This is a genomic window from Paenibacillus konkukensis (assembly GCF_023523925.1).
In the GTDB taxonomy this organism is placed as follows: Bacteria; Bacillota; Bacilli; order Paenibacillales; family NBRC-103111; genus Paenibacillus_S; species Paenibacillus_S doosanensis.
In genome coordinates, this window is record NZ_CP027059.1 from 5,041,120 (window position 1) to 5,062,662 (window position 21,543).

Annotated in this window: 16 protein-coding genes; 14 read left to right on the forward strand and 2 right to left on the reverse strand. The window is 54.3% G+C overall.

The genetic code is table 11. From position 1 onward, the window contains the following. The first annotated feature begins 245 nt into the window (after window positions 1-245). The 13 genes from SK3146_RS22090 to SK3146_RS22150 all read left to right on the forward strand — a co-directional run bounded on the left by SK3146_RS22090 (window position 246) and on the right by SK3146_RS22150 (window position 17,216). Entirely contained in the window at window positions 246-1,187 is a 942-nt protein-coding gene (locus SK3146_RS22090) for an ABC transporter permease (RefSeq protein ID WP_249860804.1), read from the forward strand. 24 nt (window positions 1,188-1,211) lie between these two features. Next, entirely contained in the window at window positions 1,212-2,108 is an 897-nt protein-coding gene (locus SK3146_RS22095) for a carbohydrate ABC transporter permease (RefSeq protein ID WP_249860805.1), read from the forward strand. 50 nt (window positions 2,109-2,158) lie between these two features. Continuing rightward, on the forward strand, window positions 2,159-3,832 hold the full coding sequence (locus tag SK3146_RS22100; protein ID WP_249860806.1) for an ABC transporter substrate-binding protein: 1,674 nt from the start codon (window positions 2,159-2,161) through the stop codon (window positions 3,830-3,832). Between the two features lie 350 nt (window positions 3,833-4,182). Next, on the forward strand, window positions 4,183-4,950 hold the full coding sequence (locus tag SK3146_RS22105; RefSeq protein ID WP_249860807.1) for a threonine/serine exporter family protein: 768 nt from the start codon (window positions 4,183-4,185) through the stop codon (window positions 4,948-4,950). Between the two features lie 32 nt (window positions 4,951-4,982). After that, window positions 4,983-5,411 (forward strand): threonine/serine exporter family protein, encoded by a 429-nt coding sequence (locus SK3146_RS22110; protein ID WP_249860808.1) that lies wholly within the window; start codon window positions 4,983-4,985, stop codon window positions 5,409-5,411. 199 nt (window positions 5,412-5,610) lie between these two features. Further along, window positions 5,611-6,675 (forward strand): ABC transporter substrate-binding protein, encoded by a 1,065-nt coding sequence (locus SK3146_RS22115; RefSeq protein WP_249860809.1) that lies wholly within the window; start codon window positions 5,611-5,613, stop codon window positions 6,673-6,675. Between the two features lie 194 nt (window positions 6,676-6,869). After that, window positions 6,870-7,970 (forward strand): ABC transporter ATP-binding protein, encoded by a 1,101-nt coding sequence (locus SK3146_RS22120; protein ID WP_249860810.1) that lies wholly within the window; start codon window positions 6,870-6,872, stop codon window positions 7,968-7,970. Then, entirely contained in the window at window positions 7,957-9,630 is a 1,674-nt protein-coding gene (locus SK3146_RS22125) for an ABC transporter permease (RefSeq protein WP_249860811.1), read from the forward strand. The genes SK3146_RS22120 and SK3146_RS22125 overlap by 14 nt, the downstream gene beginning before the upstream one ends. A gap of 201 nt (window positions 9,631-9,831) precedes the next feature. After that, entirely contained in the window at window positions 9,832-11,073 is a 1,242-nt protein-coding gene (locus SK3146_RS22130; RefSeq protein WP_249860812.1) for an extracellular solute-binding protein, read from the forward strand. Window positions 11,074-11,164: 91 nt separating this feature from the next. Beyond that, window positions 11,165-12,037, forward strand: a complete 873-nt coding sequence (locus SK3146_RS22135; protein ID WP_249866403.1) for a protein phosphatase 2C domain-containing protein — start codon at window positions 11,165-11,167, stop codon at window positions 12,035-12,037. A gap of 715 nt (window positions 12,038-12,752) precedes the next feature. Then, window positions 12,753-14,174, forward strand: coding sequence for an aspartate ammonia-lyase (gene aspA / locus SK3146_RS22140; protein WP_249860813.1), 1,422 nt, complete (start codon window positions 12,753-12,755; stop codon window positions 14,172-14,174). A 387-nt stretch (window positions 14,175-14,561) separates the two neighbouring features. Beyond that, on the forward strand, window positions 14,562-16,364 hold the full coding sequence (locus SK3146_RS22145; protein ID WP_249860814.1) for an L-fucose isomerase: 1,803 nt from the start codon (window positions 14,562-14,564) through the stop codon (window positions 16,362-16,364). A 303-nt stretch (window positions 16,365-16,667) separates the two neighbouring features. Beyond that, window positions 16,668-17,216: a cupin domain-containing protein gene (locus SK3146_RS22150; RefSeq protein WP_249860815.1), complete on the forward strand. Its 549-nt coding sequence runs from the start codon at window positions 16,668-16,670 to the stop codon at window positions 17,214-17,216. Between the two features lie 64 nt (window positions 17,217-17,280). Here SK3146_RS22150 and SK3146_RS22155 read toward each other — a convergent pair whose 3' ends face one another. Continuing rightward, entirely contained in the window at window positions 17,281-19,050 is a 1,770-nt protein-coding gene (locus tag SK3146_RS22155) for a sensor histidine kinase (RefSeq protein ID WP_249860816.1), read from the reverse strand. A 12-nt stretch (window positions 19,051-19,062) separates the two neighbouring features. Next, window positions 19,063-19,809: a response regulator transcription factor gene (locus SK3146_RS22160; protein ID WP_249860817.1), complete on the reverse strand. Its 747-nt coding sequence runs from the start codon at window positions 19,807-19,809 to the stop codon at window positions 19,063-19,065. A 308-nt stretch (window positions 19,810-20,117) separates the two neighbouring features. Here SK3146_RS22160 and SK3146_RS22165 point away from each other — a divergent pair, with 308 nt between their 5' ends. Then, complete coding sequence (locus SK3146_RS22165; RefSeq protein ID WP_249860818.1) at window positions 20,118-21,524, forward strand: M20 family metallopeptidase; 1,407 nt, start codon at window positions 20,118-20,120, stop codon at window positions 21,522-21,524. The last annotated feature ends 19 nt before the right edge of the window (window positions 21,525-21,543 follow it).

Below are 21,543 nucleotides of genomic sequence, written 5' to 3' on the forward strand. Positions count from 1 at the left end.
CCGCTGCCGTCATAGGGTGAGTTGGCGTTCCGCTGCAGCGTTTATACGCCTAAGAACGCCGCTGCAGCGGCGTATTCTTTATTTTTGCACAAAAAAAATCGAACTGCACAAGCCGATTCCTAACTTTTGCACAACAATAGAGCGCTTTCTTCTTTCGCTCCGAGCCGGATGCTTCTATCATGAAGCTATTCGAACGAAAGGGGGAACAGAGAAAGATGAAAGCGGTTGTATCCGTAAAAACAGAAATGAAGGCCTCCACGAACAAAAAACGTCAACCGTTTTCCGTATGGAAGCAAATGAAGCGGAGCTGGCAGCTGTACGTGCTGCTTACGCTTCCTGTCCTCTATGTCCTTGTATTCAAATATTATCCGATGTACGGGGCGCAAATCGCCTTCAAGGATTATATTGCTTCCAAGGGGATAACGGGGAGCGAGTGGGTAGGTCTGAAGCATTTCATCCGGTTTTTCAACTCGTACGAATTCGGCAAGCTGATGAAGAACACGCTCATCATCAGCGTATACAGTCTGCTGGCCGGTATTCCGTTTCCGATTCTGCTCGCTTTATCGCTTAATTATGTGAAAAACCGGCTGTTCAAAAAAACGGTTCAGATGATTACCTATGCGCCGCATTTTATTTCCGTCGTCGTGCTGGTAGGGATCATTCTGGAGCTCTTGGACCCGCGCAAAGGGATTGTCAACCTGCTGCTCGGCAAGCTGGGCGTGGAACCGATCAATTTTATGGCCGTGCCGGAATATTTCAGCTCGATTTATGTATGGTCCGGCATTTGGCAGAACGTAGGCTTCTCCTGCATCGTCTATTTGGCGGCGCTGGCGGGTGTGGACCCGGCGCAGCATGAAGCGGCGGTCATTGACGGAGCCAACAAATTTCAGCGTATGCGGCATATCGATCTGCCGAGCATCATTCCGGTCATGATGATCCTACTCATCCTGAACACCGGCAATATTTTGGACCTTGGCTTCGAGAAGGTGCTCCTGATGCAAAATTCGCTCAACGCGCGCACCTCGGAGGTTATCGATACGTTCGTCTATAAGGTCGGTCTTGCTTCCCAGGCAATGAACTATTCCTATTCGACGGCGATCAACCTATTCAAGTCGGTGGTCGGATTGATTCTGCTGCTGACCGTCAACCAGATTGCGCGAAAAACCAAACAGGAGAGCCTATGGTAGCGCGGGCGAAGGGAGGAGACCGGGATGGAGCAAACTAACATTAAGGAAGCCAGCGCGGATCGGTGGTTTAATGCCGTCAATTACATCGTCCTAATGCTGTTCCTGATTACGGTGCTGTATCCGCTATTGTTTATTGTAAGCGCATCCTTCAGCAGTCCGGGCGCGGTCATGTCGGGGAAGGTGTGGCTGTGGCCGGTCGAGCCGGGGCTGCAAGGCTATGCGGCGGTGTTCAAACATAAGCTTATCTGGAGCTCGTTTCGCAATTCCGTCTTCTATACGGTGGCAGGGACGCTCATTAACGTCGCGCTGACGGTGATGGCCGCTTATCCGCTGGCGCGCAAAGATTTGTACGGCAAAAATGCCGTGATGCTCCTGCTCGTGTTCACGACGATTTTTTCCGGAGGACTGATCCCGAGCTACATTCTCGTTAAGGATCTGGGAATGCTCAACACCGTATGGGCGATGATTTTGCCGAGCGCGATGAGCGTGTTCAACGTCATTATTGCGCGAACGTACTTCAAGACGACGATACCGGAAGAATTGCTGGAGGCTGCGCAGCTGGACGGCTGCAACGACTTCAAGTTCGTATGGAAAATCGTCATTCCGTTATCCGGCCCGATTATCGCCGTCATTATGCTGTATTCGGCCGTAGGCTACTGGAATCAATATTTCAACGCGATGATTTATTTGAAGCAGCCGGCTTTGTATCCGCTGCAGCTCGTGCTGCGAGAAGTTCTTATTCAGAACGAGGTCGACACCAGCATGCTCGCCAGTCTGGAAGATCAGGCAAAGATGGAGGGCATGCGCTCCCTGCTCAAATATTCGCTGATCGTCGTATCTTCCTTGCCGCTGCTGGCGGTGTATCCGTTCGTGCAAAAGCATTTCGTCAAAGGCGTTATGATCGGTTCGTTAAAAGGGTAAATCGGCGCTAGTAAGCTGGGCTGGGCAAAAATCAAAGGGGGTTTATACAAATGAGAAAATGGATGACGGCAGGCTTGGTCTTAACACTCGGCACCGCTGCGGTATTGAGCGGCTGCGCGGATAAAGGGGAGCAGAAGGAAGGCGCCGACTCGGCGCAGCAGGCGAAGGTGAATCCGGCCGGCCAATTCCCTATCACCCCGGAAAAGACGACGTTGAAGGTGCTCGTGAAGGGCAGTCCTTTTGTCGAGGATTTCGCTACGAATGAGTTTACGAAATTTTTGGAGGAGAAGACGAACATTCATATCGAATGGGACGTCGCCCCGGAGAAATCGGCTACGGAAAAGCTGAATCTGGTGCTCGGAAGCGGAGACTTGCCCGATGTCATTATGGGCTTCGGCGTTTCGCCTACGCAGCAGCTGATCTACGGAAGCCAGGGAGATTTCCTAGATCTCAGCCCGTATATCGAAAAGTACGGGGTGGAGACGAAGCGGATGTTCGAGCAGGTGCCCGGCGTGAAGGACGCAATTACGGCGCCCGGCGGCAAAATATACGCCCTGCCGATGGTGAACGAATGTTTCCACTGTTCCGCATCGCAAAAGCTGTGGATCTACAAGCCTTGGCTGGATAAATTGGGGCTGTCGGTTCCGAAGACGACCGATGAGCTGTACGAGGTGTTGAAGGCGTTCAAGACGAAGGACCCGAACGGCAACGGCAAAGCCGATGAAATCCCGCTGGCCGGCGCTGCGGTAGGCCCGAACGTCAATGTCGATTCGTTCATTATGAATGCGTTTATCCTCGATTCCAGCGCGTACGGCGTCGGCACCAACAACTACACCCGTTTGTTCGTCAACGACGGCAAGGTGGATGTGCCCTACAACAAGCCGGAGTGGAAGGAAGGGCTCGCTTATATGCACAAGCTGTACGCCGAGGGCTTGATCGCGCCGCAAACGTTCACGCAGGACAGGGATCAGGCGAGACAAATGGGAGAGAATCCCGATGTCAACATATTAGGTGCCGAGATGGCTCAGCATAACGGCGTCTTCACCACCTTCAGCGGACCTAGCGGCCGCTGGCTCGAAGTGACGAGCGTTCCTCCGCTTAAGGGACCGAAGGGGGTTCAGGTCACGCCGATCAACAACAGCATAGGCCAAGGGCGTTATATTATTACGAAGGCGAGTAAAAATCCGGACGCGGCCTTCCGCCTCGCGGACATGCTGTACACCGAAGAGATGACGCTGCGCGAGACGATCGGCCGACCGGATGTGGAGTGGAAGTATGCCGATAAGGGAGAAATCGGAATTAACGGCAAACAGGCGATTTGGAAGAAAACCGGCGCCGTCCTGCCTACCGTGCAGAACGTAACCTGGTCGCAAACCGCGCCGACGCTCAGAACGAATGATTTCCGCCTCGGTCAGGTGGCCGATCCGAATAATCCGCAGGAAACGATTTTGTACAACGAAACGATGCAAAACTACCAGCCTTACAAACAGGATATGAAGACGTTCCTGCCGCAGCTGTTCTTCACGAACGATCAAGCGATGGAACTGGCCGACCTGGAGAAGACGATTACGGACCATGTGCAGGAGATGATCGCGCGCTTCGTGATCGGCGATGCCAGTCTGGATAAAGATTGGGATGCCTATTTGAAAAACTTGGACAATATGAATTTGAAGCGGTATTTGGAAATTTATCAGACGGCATATGACGCCAAGATGAAAAAATAGACCTGAAGACCTGATGGCCGGATAGGTCGGCAAGCCCCTTTTTCGCGGTTCGTGTTTAGCGAAGCTGCGAAAAGGGGGTTTTTTATTGTTTAGGAAATGATGCGCAGCCATATCCTGTGGAAATCCGGGGCTCCCCCGGAAGTAATGTCTACCCAAAGAACGATCCCAGAGGAATGGTTAGACGCCGATCCAGCTTAGGCTGGATGCGGACGGAATAAGCTTCAGAGCATCACGTCACTTTTGGGGGATTTGTTCTTCATTGTGCCGCGGTTTCGCGGCGAGTTTTTTTCTTTTCCCGCGCAGTTACGGTACAATAGATGTGCATTGCTGCCGTAAGGGAGAAAATAACGATGGAACATACACTGAAGTCCGAAGCGGATATAGCCAAGGTTTGCCTGCTCGCCGGGAAAATCATGCTGCAAAGCGGCGGCGAAACCTATCGCGTGGAAGATACGATGATCCGGATTGCCGCTTCGTTTGGAATTGAAAATTCGCATAGCTACGTGACGCCTACGGGGATTTTTTTCTCCATCGACGGGACGGAGCCGGCCACGCAGCTTATCCGCATTATGGAGCGCAGCACCGATCTGCGCAAAGTGGCGTTAGTGAACGATATATCAAGAAAAATCAGCTCCGGAGCGATGACAACGGCGGAAGCTTACCAGGCGCTTAAGGAAATCGACCGGGCGAACTTAGCCTACCCCCTGTGGCTGCAAATTGCCGCAGCGGCGTTGGCGAGCGGCTGCTTCCTCATTATGTTTCAAGGAACGAGGGCGGATTTTATACCGGCGATGGTGACCGGCGGGCTGGGATTTTGGGCGTATTTGCTTGTCCAGCGCTGGGTCGTCATCAAGTTTTTCGCCGAATTCGCCGCAGCGCTGCTGCTCGGCTCGCTCTCGTTCCTGCTGGTGCATACCGGCTTTGGCCGCGATTTGGATAAAATCATTATCGGCTCGGTCATGCCGCTCGTTCCGGGGCTGCTGATTACGAACGCCGTAAGGGACTTAATGGCAGGCCATCTCGTATCGGGCTTGTCCAAGGGTGCGGAAGCTTTCCTGACGGCCTTCGCGATCGGCTCGGGCATCGGCTTCGTGCTTTCATTTTATGCGGCAGGTTAAACCGGCGGCCGGAGGGGAGGAACGCGTTTCCTATGGTTATCGAGCAGCTCGTTACGAGCTTTATTTCATCAGCCGCTTTCGGCGTTTTATTTAATGTGCCTAAGAAAAATTTGCCGCAATGCGGGTTTGTCGGCATGCTGGGCTGGCTGCTGTATATATCCTGCATGAAAGCTTGGGACAATCCGATCGTCTCAAGCCTGATCGCGGCGTTTTTCGTCACGGTGCTCAGCCAGTTTCTGGCTAAGGTGTACAAGACCCCGATCATCATCTTCAGCGTATCGGGGATCATTCCGCTCGTTCCGGGAGGGCTGGCCTATGACGCGATGCGCAATGTCGTGGAAAATCAGTATGACGTCGCCGTCCAGCTCGCGGCCAAAGCGTTTATGATCTCCGGCTCGATCGCCATCGGGCTCGTATTCTCCGAGGTGATCAACCAGGTCATACGCAGATCGAGGCTGTAAGGATGACAATATATTTTCCAATATATGGATATATGGGTCGCGGGAGGGGAGAGCCTGTACAGGTTCTCCTCTCTTTGGCGATTCAGGGCAAAAATTTCAACACATACGAAATTTCATCGCATTGAAAGCGCTTATCTTCGACAGTATAGTTAAAGCTATAAAAGCGGTTATTCATAACGCATATGGAGGGGTTATTACAATGAGAAAAGCGGTTACAACGGTTCTTGCTTCCCTGCTGCTGGTCACATCGCTGGTAGGCTGCGGAGCGAAGGAAACGCCGAGCGCGAAGCCTGCGGAAGGCGGTCAGCAGCCGGCGGCGCAGCAGTCGGCGCCGAAATCGGGCGGCAAGCTGACGCTCTATTCGCCGAATGCGGCGGAAGTGAACAATCCGATCATCAAGGAATTCCAGGATCGCACAGGCATCGAGGTGCAGCTGATTTCCGGAGGCACGGGCGATTTGCTCAAGCGCGTGCAGGCCGAAGCGGCCAACCCGCTGGGCGACGTGTTCTGGGCCGGCGGAGCGGATTCGCTGGAGGCGTACAAGAAATATTTTGAACCGTACAAGACCAAGGAATACGACAATCTGGCTCCGGAATATGTAGACAAAAACAACGTATGGACGCCATTCGCGGCGCTGCCGATGATCATTATGTACAACAAAGAACTGGTGAAAGAAGGGGAGGAGCCGAAGGGCTGGAACGACCTGCTCGATCCGAAATGGAAGGGTAAAATCGCTTTCGCCGATCCGGCCAAATCGGGCTCGTCCTATACGCAGCTGATTACGATGCTGACGGCCAACGGCAAGGACAACGGCTGGGGATTCGTGAAGAAATTCGTGCAGAACCTCGACGGCAAGGTGCTCTCCGGTTCGGGTCTCGTCTACAAAGGCGTAGCCGACAAGGAGTTTGCGCTCGGCGTAACGCTGGAGGAAGCGGCGCTTAGATATGTGGAAGGCGGGGCGAAGGTCGGCATCATCTATCCGTCCGAAGGCACCTCCGCGGTACCGGACGGCTGCGCTATCATCAAGGGCGCCAAAAACATGGATCAGGCGAAGCAGTTTATCGACTTCCTCGTAAGCAAAGACGTGCAATCGCTCATTCAGAAAGAATTCAAACGCCGCTCCGTCCGCAAGGATGCGGAGGTCGTGCAAGGGATCGCGCAGGCGAAGGACATCAAGCTGGTCGACTATGACTTCGATTGGGCGGCAAGCAAGAAGGACGAAAATATCAAACGTTTCGGTAAAATTGTAACCGGTCAAGAATAATCGGAAGTTGGGGTGGTGCCTTAACCAATGCGCATGTTCAGCCGTTTCATGAACCTGCTCTAACACGGTGAAGGCACCTTTCTTTATGCAACGGCACGGATCGGCCGACCGTTTCTCCCATGGCGGGCGCGGGACGGCTTCTCCTTTCCGCAGTTCAGACGGATGTGTTGTTCAAACAAGGAGGTTTTCCATTTATGCAAAAAATCGTATTCGATCACGTGACCAAATATTTCGGTTCCGCCAAGGCGGTTAACGATGCCCATTTGACGATCCAAGAAGGGGAGTTTTTCACTCTGCTCGGCCCGAGCGGCTGCGGCAAGACGACGCTGCTGCGCACGATCGCCGGCTTCTACCGTCAGGAGGAAGGAGATATCTACTTCGGCGACCGCAAAATCAACGATGTGCCGACGCATCAGCGCAATATCGGTATGGTGTTCCAGAACTACGCGGTATTTCCGCATATGACGGTATTCGACAATGTTGCTTACGGGCTTAAAGCACGCGGCATAAGCAAGAAAGAGACGGAACAGCGGGTGATGGAAGCGCTGGAGATGGTGCAGCTGCAGCATTTGCGCGACCGCGTTCCATCGGATATGAGCGGCGGCCAGCAGCAGCGGATCGCGCTCGCCAGAGCGATCGTCATTCGTCCCGGCCTCCTGCTCATGGACGAACCGCTCTCGAACCTCGACGCGAAGCTGCGGATCAAGATGCGTTCGGACATCCGCATGCTGCAGAAGGAGCTGAACATTACGACGATCTATGTGACGCACGACCAGGAAGAGGCGCTGGCCGTCTCCGACCGGATCGCCGTTATGAGCGAGGGCCGCATTCAGCAGATCGCGTCTCCCGAAGACATCTATGCCTATCCGGCTAACCGGTTCGTGGCGAACTTCATCGGCACGTCGAATTTCATCGATGGCGAAGCGGCGGGCTATAACGATAAAGACAAGAACGCATCGGTGCGGGTGCTCGGAGCTTCCTTCGAGCTGCCGCTGGTGAAGCCGCATGAAGGCAAGGCGGTGCTGTCCCTGCGTCCCGAGCGAATCCGGCTGGAATCCGCACCGCGGCCCGGCAAGCTCGTGGAAGGCGTGATCGAGTCGGTCACGTTTCTCGGCGAGAAAGTCAGCTATCTGGTGCGGCTTCAGGGCGGCCCGGTGATCGACGTGCAGGAGCACGCGGTGGAGCCGCATCATTTGCGCAAGGTCAAGCAAGCCGTCTACGTCAATCTGCAGCTGGAGAAGGCGACGATATTCGACGGAGAAGGCAAGGAGGTAGTCTACCGTGCAACCTACTAAAGGGAAGGGGAGCCGCTGGTTTGAGCTTAGGCGCTGGGATTTCTGGTCGTGGGTTACTGCGGCGGTATACTTGTTTTTGTTCGCCTTCATCGTCTATCCGCTGTTTTCCTTGCTGCTCAACAGCTTTTTCAACGACGAAGGGCTGTTTTCTCTCGAAAATTACGCCAACTTCGTGAAGCTGAAATATTTCTACAGCGCGCTGTGGAACAGCTTGAAGGTGTCCGCGCTGACGACGGTGTTCGCCGTGCTGATCGGCGTGCCGCTCGCTTATGTTACGACGCGGTATAACGTGAAATGCAAAGGACTCATTCAAATTCTGGTCATCATGTCTTTGCTGTCCCCGCCGTTTATCGGCGCGTATTCGTGGATTTTGATGCTCGGCAACAACGGCTTTCTGACGCGGTTTTTCCATGAGATCGGCATTCCTTTCACGTCCGTGTACGGTTGGAAGGGGATCGTGTTCGTATTTACGCTGCAATTTTACCCGCATATTTATTTGTACGTCTCAGGGGCGCTGAAGACGATCGACACATCGCTTGAAGAAGCGGCCGAAAGCTTGGGCCGCTCCGGCTTCGCCCGGCTGCGCACCGTAACGCTGCCGCTTATATTCCCAACGCTGTCCGCCGGGGCGCTCATGGTGTTCATGGCCTCGTTCGCCGATTTCGGCACGCCGATGCTGCTCGGTCAAGGCTTCAAGGTGCTGCCGATTCTCGCCTACGAGCAGTTTATCAGCGAGATGGGCGGCAACCCGGCGATGGCGAGCACGCTGTCGGTCATTCTGATCGTCTGCTCGACGAGCATTTTGTTCCTGCAGCGGTATTTCGTTTCCCGCAAAAATTATACGATGACCGGCTTGCGCACGCCGAAGGTGCAATCGCTGCGTCCGGCCATGCAGTGGCTTTTGACCGGCTGCGCGCTGCTCGTCGCTTGCGTATCGATGATTCCGCAGGCGACGGTGATCGTCACCTCGTTCATCAAGACGAAGGGGCCGGTCTTCCATCCGGGATTTAGCTTGAACAGTTATAAGGAAATTTTGTTCCGCGTGCCGAAGGCGATTATGAATACGTACAGCTTCTCGTTTATCTCCATCGTCATTATGGTTGTGATGGGAATGCTGGTCGCTTATGTGCTCGTACGCCGCAAATCGAAGCTTACGGCGGCGCTCGACGGCTTGATCATGATCCCTTATGTCATGCCGGGAACGGTGCTCGGGATCAGTATGATCATCGCCTTCAACAAGCCTCCCGTCGTCTTGACGGGAACCTGGGTCATTCTCGTGGTCGCTTACGTCGTCCGCAAGCTGCCGTATACGATCCGTTCCAGCACGGCGATTCTCCATCAGCTGGACCGCAGCGTAGAGGAGGCGTCGATCAGTCTCGGCGTGCCGCCGATGAAGACGTTCTTCAAGACGACCGGCCGTCTGATGGCTCCGGGCGTCGCGTCCGGCGCGATCTTGAGCTGGGTGACGACGATCAACGAGCTGAGCTCGACGATCGTGCTCTATTACGGTGCGACGGCGACGATCTCGGTGACGATCTACAGCGAAGTGTTCACCTCGAACTACGGTACAGGCGCAGCGCTGGCCTCGATTCTGTCGGTTACGACGCTGATTTCGCTCATTATCGCCAACAAGCTGAGCAAAAAAGGCTTGCAAGTATAAGCTTCCGCCGTCCAAGGACTCGCTTCCGACGGGAGCTCGGCGGTCAGCGGACGAATAGGCAGGATCGGGTTCGGTCGAGCGTGGGGCATTCGCAAGAATAAGGATGAAACGGGGTTATCCCTGTTATCGCCCCGGCATGCTACAATGGAGCTGCATACTATTCCGCCCAGTGATGAAGGGGCGGTAGCGCCGGAGGGATTCATGAGACCGAACGGAAGACGATTTTGGATTATCGCCGCGTTGACCTTGCTGGCGGCGGCGGCTACGTACTATATGATGAACGGCGGCAAAACGAACGGGGCCAAAGGCGAAGCGATTCACGCCACGGCGCTGTCGATGTGGGTGTACAGCCAAGGCTGGGAAGCGCATGTGAGCGAGTTCCAGAAGGAGCATCCCGGCATCGACGTCGATGTGCGCTATTTCCGCTCCAGCGAGCAGCTGTATACGGAGCTGTTGGCGTCGATCTCGGCCAATGACGCTCCGCAGCTTGCGGAGCTGCAGAGCTTCTACGGCTTGGCCCAACTCGTCGATACGAAAGCGGTCGTGCCTGTCGACAAGACGGCGCTGCCCGAATGGCCGCAGCTTATTCCCGCCTTTGTCGAGAGGTACCGCTATCACGATGAGCACTGGGCCGTTCCGATCGGCGGAAGCTTGCCGCTGCTCTATTACCGCGAGGAGCTGCTGCCCGGAGGCCGGGCGAGCAAGCTGGCGCAGTGGAGCGAAGCGGAGGCGGCGGCTGCGCGGCCGAATCCGGATGTAAGGGAGAGCGGCAGCCAGAGGCTCTGGGGGATGGCGATGGATAAGGAGCTTCCCTGGTATTTGGAAAATTTGTCCTTTACGCCAGCTGATCGGGGGGGCGAGGGGCACGAGCGTAAGCTGACGGCGCTTTCGGTTTGGAGAAGCTGGGTTCATGAAGCCCGACTTATGGAGCCTCTGGAGCATCAGCGGGCCGCCAGCGATTTCATTAACGGCAAGGCGGGCCTGTTCATCGGCTCTTCCGATAAACTGCCGACGATCGAGAAATATATCGGCGGCAAGTTCGCCTTCGATGCGGTGCGGCTGCCGGAGCTGGCACAGCAGGGGATTGTACCGGGGGCAAGCGCGCTGATGATGCTTCAATCCGCCCCGGCCAAGGCGAAGGCGGCGGCAAGCTTCGTCGCTTTCATGCTCCAGGAAGCCTCGCAGACCGCTCTATGGCGCAGCGACGGACTGATCCCGGCCCGATTCGATGTCGCAAGCAAGCTGGCGGAGGAAGGAACCGCAAGCCGGCGGCAGAAATTAATTTTGGAATCGGTGCCTTCGTTTGCCGTCAAGCCGCCGGACGTTTCCGATTATGGCGTGTGGACGGCTGCGCAGGATATGCTGGAGCAGCTGGAGCTCCAAGCGGATTTGCCGCTAGAGCGCAGCATCGGTAGCGTTTACGGGAAGCCGGCGCGCCGTTAACAACCCGGTGACAAAAGCGAAGATGATCAATGACATAGAGAGACGGACGATCCGTCGATGAAAGCGGATATACAGGAGGAGGAACCGATTGATGAATATAGAGACGATCTCATTGCAAGGAACGGCGGAATGGAACGAGGATGCTTTGGTCGTTAACGAGCGGCTGCAGCTGTACGGCGTGCTGGATGGCGCTACATCGCTTCATCCGTACCGCGGGCCGAATAACGAAACCGGCGGGCGCCTGGCTTCGCGCCTGATCGCGGACTATCTGGAATCGCTCGGCGAGAGCGACCTGTCCGGCGACAGCCTGAAGCCTCCCGTCGTTGAAGCGAACCGGCTGCTGCGCAAGAAGATGGCCGAGTCGGGGATCGACGTCGCCGATAAGCAAGCGTTATGGACGAGCGCCCTTGCGATCATTCGGATTCGGGAGGGCTGGATCGATTACGCGCAAGTCGGAGACTGCATGATCGCCGCGATCTATAGAGACGGTTCTGTCCGCACCGTATCACGCGACCAAGTCGCCCATATCGATCAGCAGTCGAAGCGGATTTGGGAGGACGGCATTCGCCGGGGCATCACATCGAGATCCGAGCTGTGGGAGCTCGTCAAGCCGACAATTTTGCAAAATAAAGCGAAGATGAATACATCGGAAGGCTATTCGGTCCTCAGCGGAGAACCGGAGCTGGAGGATTGGATCGAGTACGGCCGGATCAACCGCATTCAACTGCACGGCTTGCTGCTCGTGACGGACGGACTGTTCCTGCCCGCGGAGCGGGGCGGTGCAAGGGAGAGCGCTTCGCAGGACGCGATCCGGGAGCTGGCCCTGCGAATTGCCGACCAGACTTTGGCCGGATATGCCGACTGGCTGATCAAGCTGGAGCTGGAGGATAAGGACTGCCAGCGTTATCCCCGCTTCAAAGTATCCGACGACAAGACCGGCATTTGGATCCGGTTTGAAGATTAACGTGATAAACGAATCCTGTTTTGCAGCTAGCCTCCATCTTTGATGGAGGTTTTTTGGTTGTTTAGGAAATGATGCGAAGCAATATCCTGTGGAAATCCGGGGTCTCCCCCGAAAGGAAAGTCTACCCATAGAACGATCCCAGAGGAAGGGTTAGACGCCGATCCAGCTGAGGCTGGATGCGGACGGAATAAGCTTCAGAGCATCAAGTCACTACCCTGGAAATTACTCTTGGTACCCCATTTCCATTGTCTGTGGTGCCGCGTCGGCGGCATGGATGGCTTTTGGGGGATTGGTTCTTAACGAATTAAAATATTTACAGCGATAAGGCGCTGTCGAACGGCGCTCTGATCGGCGAATACGCGCGGCCGCTCTATTTTGAAAAAAACTCGGTAGTGAATTATCTCATTTATGGCAATTATAAACCAGAGGCGAGGCATTTTTTCGATGGCCGTTTCATGTATCGAATTAAGGTAACAGTTTCCATGAAGCGCTGGCAAAGACTTTAGAAGCTATAAAAATAAAGACAATGCTTGTAGGTAGATCTGACATGAAGTGTTAGACAAAAACACAGCAGTATCAAGGGAAAATCCGCATGGACTCACAGGACAAAAGGAGTTGCAAGAAGCGGTAAAAAGGATTAGAATGAAACCGGATTCCGATAAATAATTGACCTATGGAATAAAATGATGGGACGGTTTTGGAGGGAGCAGACAAAATGAGTGAAGCGGTAAGAGTCGAGAAAGATTTTCTGGGTTCCAAGGAAGTGCCGATGGATGCTTATTACGGGATTCAAACGTTACGAGCGGTAGAGAACTTTCCTATTACCGGTTACCGAATTCATGAAGAATTGATTCGGGCTATGGCGGTCGTCAAGAAAGCGGCGGCAACCGCCAATATGGAAATCTCCAGGCTGCAGCCGAGTCTCGGACAAGCGATCGTCCGGGCGGCGGACGAAATATTGGCCGGTGAGTGGCATGACCAGTTCATTGTCGATCCGATTCAGGGCGGCGCAGGCACATCGATTAATATGAATGCCAACGAAGTTATTGCCAATCGGGCAATCGAGCTGCTTGGCGGAACGAAGGGAGATTATTTTACCGTCAGCCCGAACTCTCATGTCAATATGGCGCAATCGACGAATGATTCTTTTCCGACCGCCATCCATATCGCCGTCCTTTCTTCTATCGATAAATTGCTTGTCACGATGCGAGAGCTGCACGCTTCCTTTACGGCCAAGGCGTCCGAATTTGACGGCGTAATCAAAATGGGCCGCACTCATCTGCAGGACGGAGTGCCGATTCGGCTCGGACAAGAGTTCGCCGCCTACGCCAGGGTGCTGAACCGGGATATTCTACGCATCGAGCAAACCCGGCAGCATTTGTACGAGGTGAACATGGGAGCGACTGCAGTCGGAACGGGGCTCAACGCCGATCCTCGCTACATTAAGCGGGTCGTGGAGCTGCTTGCGGGCTGGACCGGCTTTCCGCTGATCAATGCGGCCGATCTCGTCGACGCCACGCAAAATACGGATGCTTATACGGAAGTATCCGCGGCGCTGAAGGTGTGTATGATCAATATGTCCAAGGTCGCCAACGACCTGCGCCTGATGGCTTCCGGACCGCGGGCCGGATTGGCCGAAATCAGGCTGCCGGCGCGTCAGCCGGGTTCCTCCATCATGCCGGGCAAAGTCAATCCGGTTATGTGCGAGGTCGTCAATCAGGTGGCGTTCCAGGTGATCGGCAACGACCATACGATTTGCCTCGCTTCCGAAGCCGGCCAGTTGGAGCTGAACGTGATGGAGCCGGTACTTGTGTTTAACCTGCTGCAGTCGCTGAGCATTATGAATCAAGCGTTTCATGTGTTCCGCGTTCATTGCGTCGACGGGATTGAAGCCAACGAGCAGCAATGTAAAGATTATGTCGACCGGAGCATCGGCATCATTACGGCGCTGAATCCGCATCTGGGCTACGAAGTGGCGGCCAGAATCGCGCGCCAAGCTACCCTCACCGGCAAATCGGTTCGCGAGCTGTGCTTGCTCTACAATGTACTGACCGAAGAGGAGCTCGATCTGATTCTAGATCCGTATGAGATGACGCATCCGGGCATTGCCGGAGCATCGCTGCTGGATAAGCAGTAGTACGCAGCGGGTTCACGTATATTTAGTTAACGATAGGAAATAGCAACCCTATTCAGGCTCATGCCGTTCATAGCGGCCGAACTTCCTTGCGAAGCCGGCGATGCGATGGAGCGGTATGAGTTTTTTTGTATTCGGACTACGGGAAAAACCACTTTGCGGGCGGGAAATGCATGGAGAATCGTCTTCTTCGCAGGGCGACTGTCCGTTTTTTGATTCGATCCCCCTATGAATGAAAGGGAATATGCGGTTGATGCTCCGACTTTCCCCATTATACAATATTTGTAATTGTTTTACGTAAACGATTACTTGAGCTTTCCGGCAAGGCAGAAAATCTTGGTGCACGTCGTCGTTCAATGATAAATCAAATGGGATGAGGGAAGAAGGAGGATGTTAGATTTGAAACAGGAGCAGCCAGTAAACAAGCTGAACGGCAGCATGCCGGCCATCGGAATCCGGCCGATCGTGGACGGCCGCCGGGGCGGCATTCGCGAATCGCTCGAAGAGGTCACCATGAATATGGCGCGGGTCTGCGCCGATTTCTTGCAGAGGAACCTGCGCCATTCGAACGGGCTGCCGGTGGAATGCGTCATTGCCGACACCTGCATCGGCGGTGCGGCGGAAGCGGCGCGGACCGCCGAGAAGTTCGCTCGCGCCGGCGTCGGCGTAACGATATCGGTCACGCCGTCATGGTGCTATCCGACGGAGACAATCGATACCGATCCGCTCATGCCGAAGGCGATCTGGGGCTTCAACGGCACCGAGCGTCCGGGTGCGGTATACCTCGCCGCGGCGCTGTCGGCCCATAACCAGAAGGGCATCCCGGCGTTCGGCATTTACGGACGGGACGTTCAAGATATCGGAGATACGGCGATCACGGAAGACGTGCAGCGGAAGCTGCTGCAATTCGCCAAAGCGGGGCTTGCAGTTGCGACGATGAGAGGCAAGTCGTATTTGTCGATGGGCTCCGTCTCGATGGGGATCGCCAGTTGTATCGCCGACGAAAGCTTTTTCCAGGATTATCTCGGGATGCGCAACGAGTATGTCGACATGTCCGAATTTATCCGGCGGATGGAGCGGGACATTTACGATAAGGAGGAGTTCGAGCGGGCGCTGGCTTGGACGAAGCGGCATTGTAAGGAAGGCGCGGAGGTCAATCCGCCGCATTTGCAAAGAACGGCCGAGCAGAAGGAACGGGACTGGGAGACGGTCGTGAAGATGACGCTAATCGCCAGAGATCTGATGATCGGCAATCCGAAGCTGGAGGCGCTCGGCTACGGCGAAGAAGCGCTCGGCCATAATGCCATTGCCGCCGGATTTCAGGGACAGCGGGCGTGGACGGATCATTTTCCGAACGGCGATTTTATGGAAGCGATCCTCTCGTCGTCGTTCGACTGGAACGGCATCCGCGAGCCTTACGTCGTGGCTACCGAGAACGATACGCTCAATGCGGCTGCGATGCTGTTCGGTCATCTGCTGACCGATGCGGCGCAAATTTTCGCCGATGTCCGCACGTATTGGAGCCCGGAGGCGGTCAAGCGGGTAACGGGAGTGGAACTGACCGGCAGGGCGAAGAACGGAATCATTCATCTTATTAATTCCGGTCCGGCGGCGCTGGATGCGACAGGGCAGATGACGATCGGCGGAGAGCCCGCCATGAAGCCGTTCTGGGATATTACGGAGGCGGAGGTGAAGCAATGTCTGGAGGCGACCCGCTGGTGCCCGGCGGTCGATTTCTTCCGCGGCGGCGGCTTCTCCACCGACTTCCTGACGCGCGGCGGCATGCCGGTGACGATGGCCCGCATCAATATCGTCAAAGGGCTCGGCCCTGTGCTTCAACTGGCCGAAGGCTATACGGCGGACATTCCCGAGGAAGTGCACCGCGTGCTGGACGAGCGCAGCAATCCGACATGGCCGACGACCTGGTTCGTGCCGAACTTGACCGGCGAAGGCGCCTTCAAGGACGTTTACTCCGTCATGAACAACTGGGGTTCGAATCATGGCGCCGTAAGCTACGGTCATGTAGGCGGCGATTTCATTACCCTGGCCTCGATGCTGCGAATTCCGGTCTGCATGCATAATGTGCCGGAGGAGCGGGTATTTCGCCCCAGCGCCTGGACCGCGTTCGGAGCGATGGAGCCGGCAGGAGCCGATTTCCGCGCTTGCGCCAATTTCGGTCCGCTGTACCGGTAGCCGTCATTCGGGCGAAAGTACGAGGAAAGCATAGGATAATCCCATTGCAGGCAGCCCTTCGGAAGGAAGAGGCTGCCTGTAATTTGTCGAACGAGCTCCCTTCCAATCCCCGTTTGCCATAACTTCATCATTATTTGCAGCATCCGCGCACTTCCCGATTTTGAGGCACATATCATAGCTTAAAGATAATAGCTTAATGATATTCCCCGGCAGGGATAACGGAAGGGAACGAAGCGGAATGCCCCCGTATGCGGATGACAAATCCCCCGGACACAGCTTGTTTATGACCGGAACCATAATCCTGTGTTCGAAAGCGACCATCACAACTATATGAACGCGGTATCCATTCATCAATTGAATGCGCCGGAGAACGTCTCTCTTCTCGAGATGTTCCTTAATGCGGATCATACAGCCGATCCTCATTCTCATCCGAACGCTTCCGAACTCGTCTACTGCATCTCCGGGGCCGCCGTCGTATCCGTGTTGAATCCGTTCGCCAAAGAATGGTTAAACATCGCGATCCAGCCCGGACAAGTGGCGAATGTGCCGCAGGGCTGGTGGCATTACGAGACGGCATTAACCGGTAATACGCATGTGCTCGCAATTTTCGATGCGCCCGCGTTTGAAACGATTCCCGGCTCCGATCGTTTGCGTTTAACGAATAACGGCTGCGGGCCCGGCCCGGCGGGAAGGGCGGCCAAACAGGCGGTCCCGAACGCAGCGCAGCCCAACGTGAACGCGAATCCGCAGCCGCGTTATGCCGCTCATCCCAAGCCTGCGTTCGGATGGCATCCGCAGCCTTCCTCCGGCGATTCGCAGCCGCTCGCCTATTCGCCGTATTGGGGATGCTAGGCGGCTTGATGGCCAACGACCGCTCCCGACCGATATCCTTCCGGAACTAGGAAGCGGTTATGGATCAGTCGATCGGAATGTCGATATAGATGGCCGTTCCCCAGCCGAATTTACTGCGGACCTTTACCCCGTATTTCTCTCCGTAGGTCAGCTTCAGCCGCTTCTGCGTATTGAATAAACCGATGTGCTGGATCTGCTCCAGATTTCCTGTGAGCTGCGTATTCAACAGAGTCAGCCGTTCCGGCAGAATGCCGACGCCGTTGTCGATCACCGCAATGTGAAGGCAAGCTGCCCCGAAGCGAACGCGCACTTTAATGCAGCACGATCCTTCTTTTTCCTTAATTCCATGGTATAGGCTATTTTCGATCAGCGGCTGAAACATCAGCTTCAATACGTGGTATTTCAGAGCTTCGGGATCGCAATCCCAGATGACATCGAATTTATCCTTATATCTTATTTTCTGAATATCGATATAGGGGAGGGTATGATCGATCTCTTTTTTCAGCGTTACCTGCCCGGCGCCGCCCTCCAGGGAATAACGCAAAATATCGGACAAGTCTTCGATAATCGCGTTCAGCTCGTTAGGCCGGCCGGTTAGCTTGGTCGCCTTCCAATTCAGCGTCTCCAGCGTATTGAATAAAAAATGCGGATTCAGCTGCGACTGCAAAGCGGCGAATTCCAGCGCTTGAGACTTGTATTTTCGCTCGGATAATTGGACCTTTAAGTAATTTTGCTCGATGAAGTTATTTAGAATGCTCTGCATAATGAAGCTGAACACATCTCTGACCTGCCGGGGCAGCGGAGGCAGCGGGCGTCCGTTTTGGGCAGAATCGAGTATGGAAATAATCGTCTTCAGATCGTTGTAATTTTTGCGGCTCAAATAATAAGCTAAGGTCGTTCCGATAACAAAGGACAGCAAAAGCAAAATGATCGTCGTTACGCTCAGACGAATCGGAATGTCGTACAGCGACGAGCTGGGCACGATCGAGACGAACGTCCACTGGAATCGCCCCGAGGGCAGCTTATTGACGATCAAGTCCTCCCCGTTCGAGCGGATCGGGAAAAATTCGCGCGCTTCCTGCCGGATGCTGGCCAGATCGCTTTCGGGCAGCATGTCGTTATGCGTGCGAAAAATAAATTCGTCCTGCGCGTCCAGAATGAAAATGGTTTGACCTTTGAGCGTGTCCAGCCTGCTCAGCGTTTGCATGATGTAATCCGGTTTGACGTTGAGCACGATGACGCCGCTGCTGTTATCGGACAAGGTGATGCGGCGGAACATCGTAATGACGTTCGTTACGGCGGATGCGCGTCCCGTCGTCGGTTTGACGATGGAGCGGTTCTCCGCCCACATCAGCTCGGACGGGGAATGACGGATATAGCGTTCATACCAGCCTTGATCGTAAAAATCGCCGAGATCGATCAAACCGCCGGAGGTGGACGAAATGAACCGGTTGTTTTCATTATCAATGTAAATATAGATGGAATCGATATAAGGCTTGCCGATGGAAGGGGAATCGATAAAATTTTTCAGCGAGGCTAGCTGCTCGTAATCGGCAGGCTCCGGGTAAGGCTTTTTAAGCATATTTTGCAAATTCGTAAACTGGATGGCGCTTGCAACAATGTGCAAGTTCAAAGTATCCAGCTCGTTAAAGATGAGCTCGATGTTTTGCTTGGTCTGCTTGAGCAGGTTCATGTTATTGTTGTTGATTTCTTTCTTGATATATTGCTGGATCAAAAATGTGGAGAGCGCCCCGAGCACAAGAATCGGAATGAGCATCGGGATTAGGAACGTCGCCAAATTTTTGGCCAGAAACGCATGATACGTTTTTTTCATCGCTGCCGCTCCCTAGTCCATGTTTCTGTATTCGCGCGGGGTTTTGCCGAAAAAGCGGCGGAACGTCCGGGTAAAGTTTTTCGCGTTGCTGTAGCCTACCAAATCGCTGATTTCATAGGTTTTGTAGGAGACGTCCTTAAGCAGCTCGGCGGCCTTATTCATGCGGACCCGTGTTAAATAATCGGAGAAATTTTCTCCCGTCTTTTGCTTGAAATATTTGCTCAAATAATAGGGATTCATATAAACGATCTTGGCTGCGTTCTCCAGACAGGCTTCCTTGTAGTTTTCGTGAATGTAGTTGCGTACTTTGTCGATCGCTTTCTCGGACACGCTGGGCTCGGTAAGGACGGGGGCGTCCGGAAGAGGCGGGCTTTGCCGGGAGATTTGGTCAAGGTCCTCCTTGATCCGTTCGAATACTTTCGTAATTTCGCTGTATTTCGTCGGTTTGAGCAAATAATGTTTAACCCCGTAATTAAGGGCCTGCTGCGCGAATTCAAACTCCCTGTAGCCGCTAAGCAGGACGATATTGATCTTGGAGCGCTGCTCGAACAGCTCCTTAGCCACATCGATTCCGCTCATGACAGGCATTTTGATATCGCAGAGCAGAACGTCGACCGGATGCTTCAATATGTAGTTCAACGCATGCATCCCGTTATCCGCTTGACCGACCACCTCGAAACCGACCTCATTCCAAGGGAAGTATTGGCTTAAACCGTTCCTGATTTCGCTCTCGTCGTCTGCAATCAACAGTTTGTACATCGTCCATCCCCCTGCAGATTTAGTTAATCTCATGGAACTTTTTTTCACATTATAGCATTGCTCCTCTATTTATTCTATAATCTTTCGATAGTTTACTATGTAAACGAAATCATTGGAAAAAATAGCAAGGAAAAGTATCATTTTTTGCATGAAAAGATGAAAAATGATACTAATCGCCAGCAATATGCCAATTGAAGATTCCAAATATAAAACGCGAGGCCTACTCAAATAGCGGGTTTTGGTGTTAAATGTATGTAAGGATAATTAACATTTATTTTATTTCCAAATGCAGAAAGGACGGGAACGGTATGGATAACAAGCGGAGCATTAGCGAGATTATGGAAGGCAAGCGGGAGATGTTCATTCAAGTGAGCGACCGCATATGGGAATTTGCGGAGACCCGATTCGAAGAATTCCGTTCGGCGGAGCTGCTTTGCGCAACGCTCGAGAATGAAGGCTTCAAGGTCGAGCGCGGGGTAGGCGGGATGGAAACGGCTTTCGTCGGCTCTTACGGAAGCGGCGGGCCGGTGGTCGCGATCTTGGGAGAATACGACGCTCTCGCGGGCTTGAGTCAATATCAGGGAGAGGCGCAGGAGCATCCTGTCGTTCCCGGGGGCAACGGCCACGGGTGCGGACATAATCTGCTCGGAACCGGTTCGCTTGCCGCTGCGGTGTCTTTGAGGCATTACATGGAAGAGAACGGCATTGCAGGCACAGTTCGTTACTACGGCTGTCCAGGGGAAGAAGGCGGATCAGGCAAAGCGTTCATGGCCAAAGCGGGTTTGTTCGACGATGCCGATATTGCGATATGCTGGCATCCCGGCGTCGCCAACGGGATTATGAGCGGCTCATCGCTGGCCAATTATCAGGTGTACTATAAATTTAAAGGGCGTACCTCCCATGCGGCGGCAAGCCCGCATCTGGGACGCAGCGCGCTCGATGCGGTCGAGCTGATGAACGTCGGCGTGAATTATTTGCGGGAGCACATCATTCAGGAGGCGCGCGTCCATTATGCGATAACGAACAGCGGGGGAATTTCGCCGAATGTCGTGCAGGGAGAGGCGGAGGTGCTTTATTTGATCCGGGCGCCCAAGACGCAGCAGGTGGAGGAAATTTATCAGCGCATCTGCAATATTGCCAGAGGGGCGGCATTGATGACGGGTACCGAAGCGGAAATCGTGTTCGATAAAGCTTGTTCGAATGTCGTTCCTAACTCCGTTCTGGAAAATGTGATGCACGAATGTTTCCAGGAGCTCGGCGTACCTCAATTTACGGAAGAGGAGCTTCGCTATGCCGGCGCGATTCGCAGCAGCTTGTCCGACGCCGACAAAAGCTTCAGCATTCGAAGCGAGCTTAAGGATAAAGATATGTGCGATGTGCTGCTGCCGCTCACGGAGGAAGCGCGCCAGCGGGTGATGTCGGGCTCGACCGACGTAGGCGATGTAAGCTGGGTCGTGCCGACGGTGCAGTGCTCGACGGCCTGCTGGGCTATCGGCACGCCGGCCCATACATGGCAGGTTGTCTCGCAAGGGGCTACCTCGATATCGCATAAAGCGATGCTGCACGCGGGGAAAGTGATGGCGGAGACGGCGCTCAAGGTGCTGCTTGATCCAGACATCGCCGCCAGAGCGAAGGCGGAGCTGAGCGAGCTGCTGGACGGGCAAGCCTATGTCAGCCCGATTCCGGACGGCGTGAAGCCGTCGGCCAAAAAATAACGCGGATCGGAACAAGAGG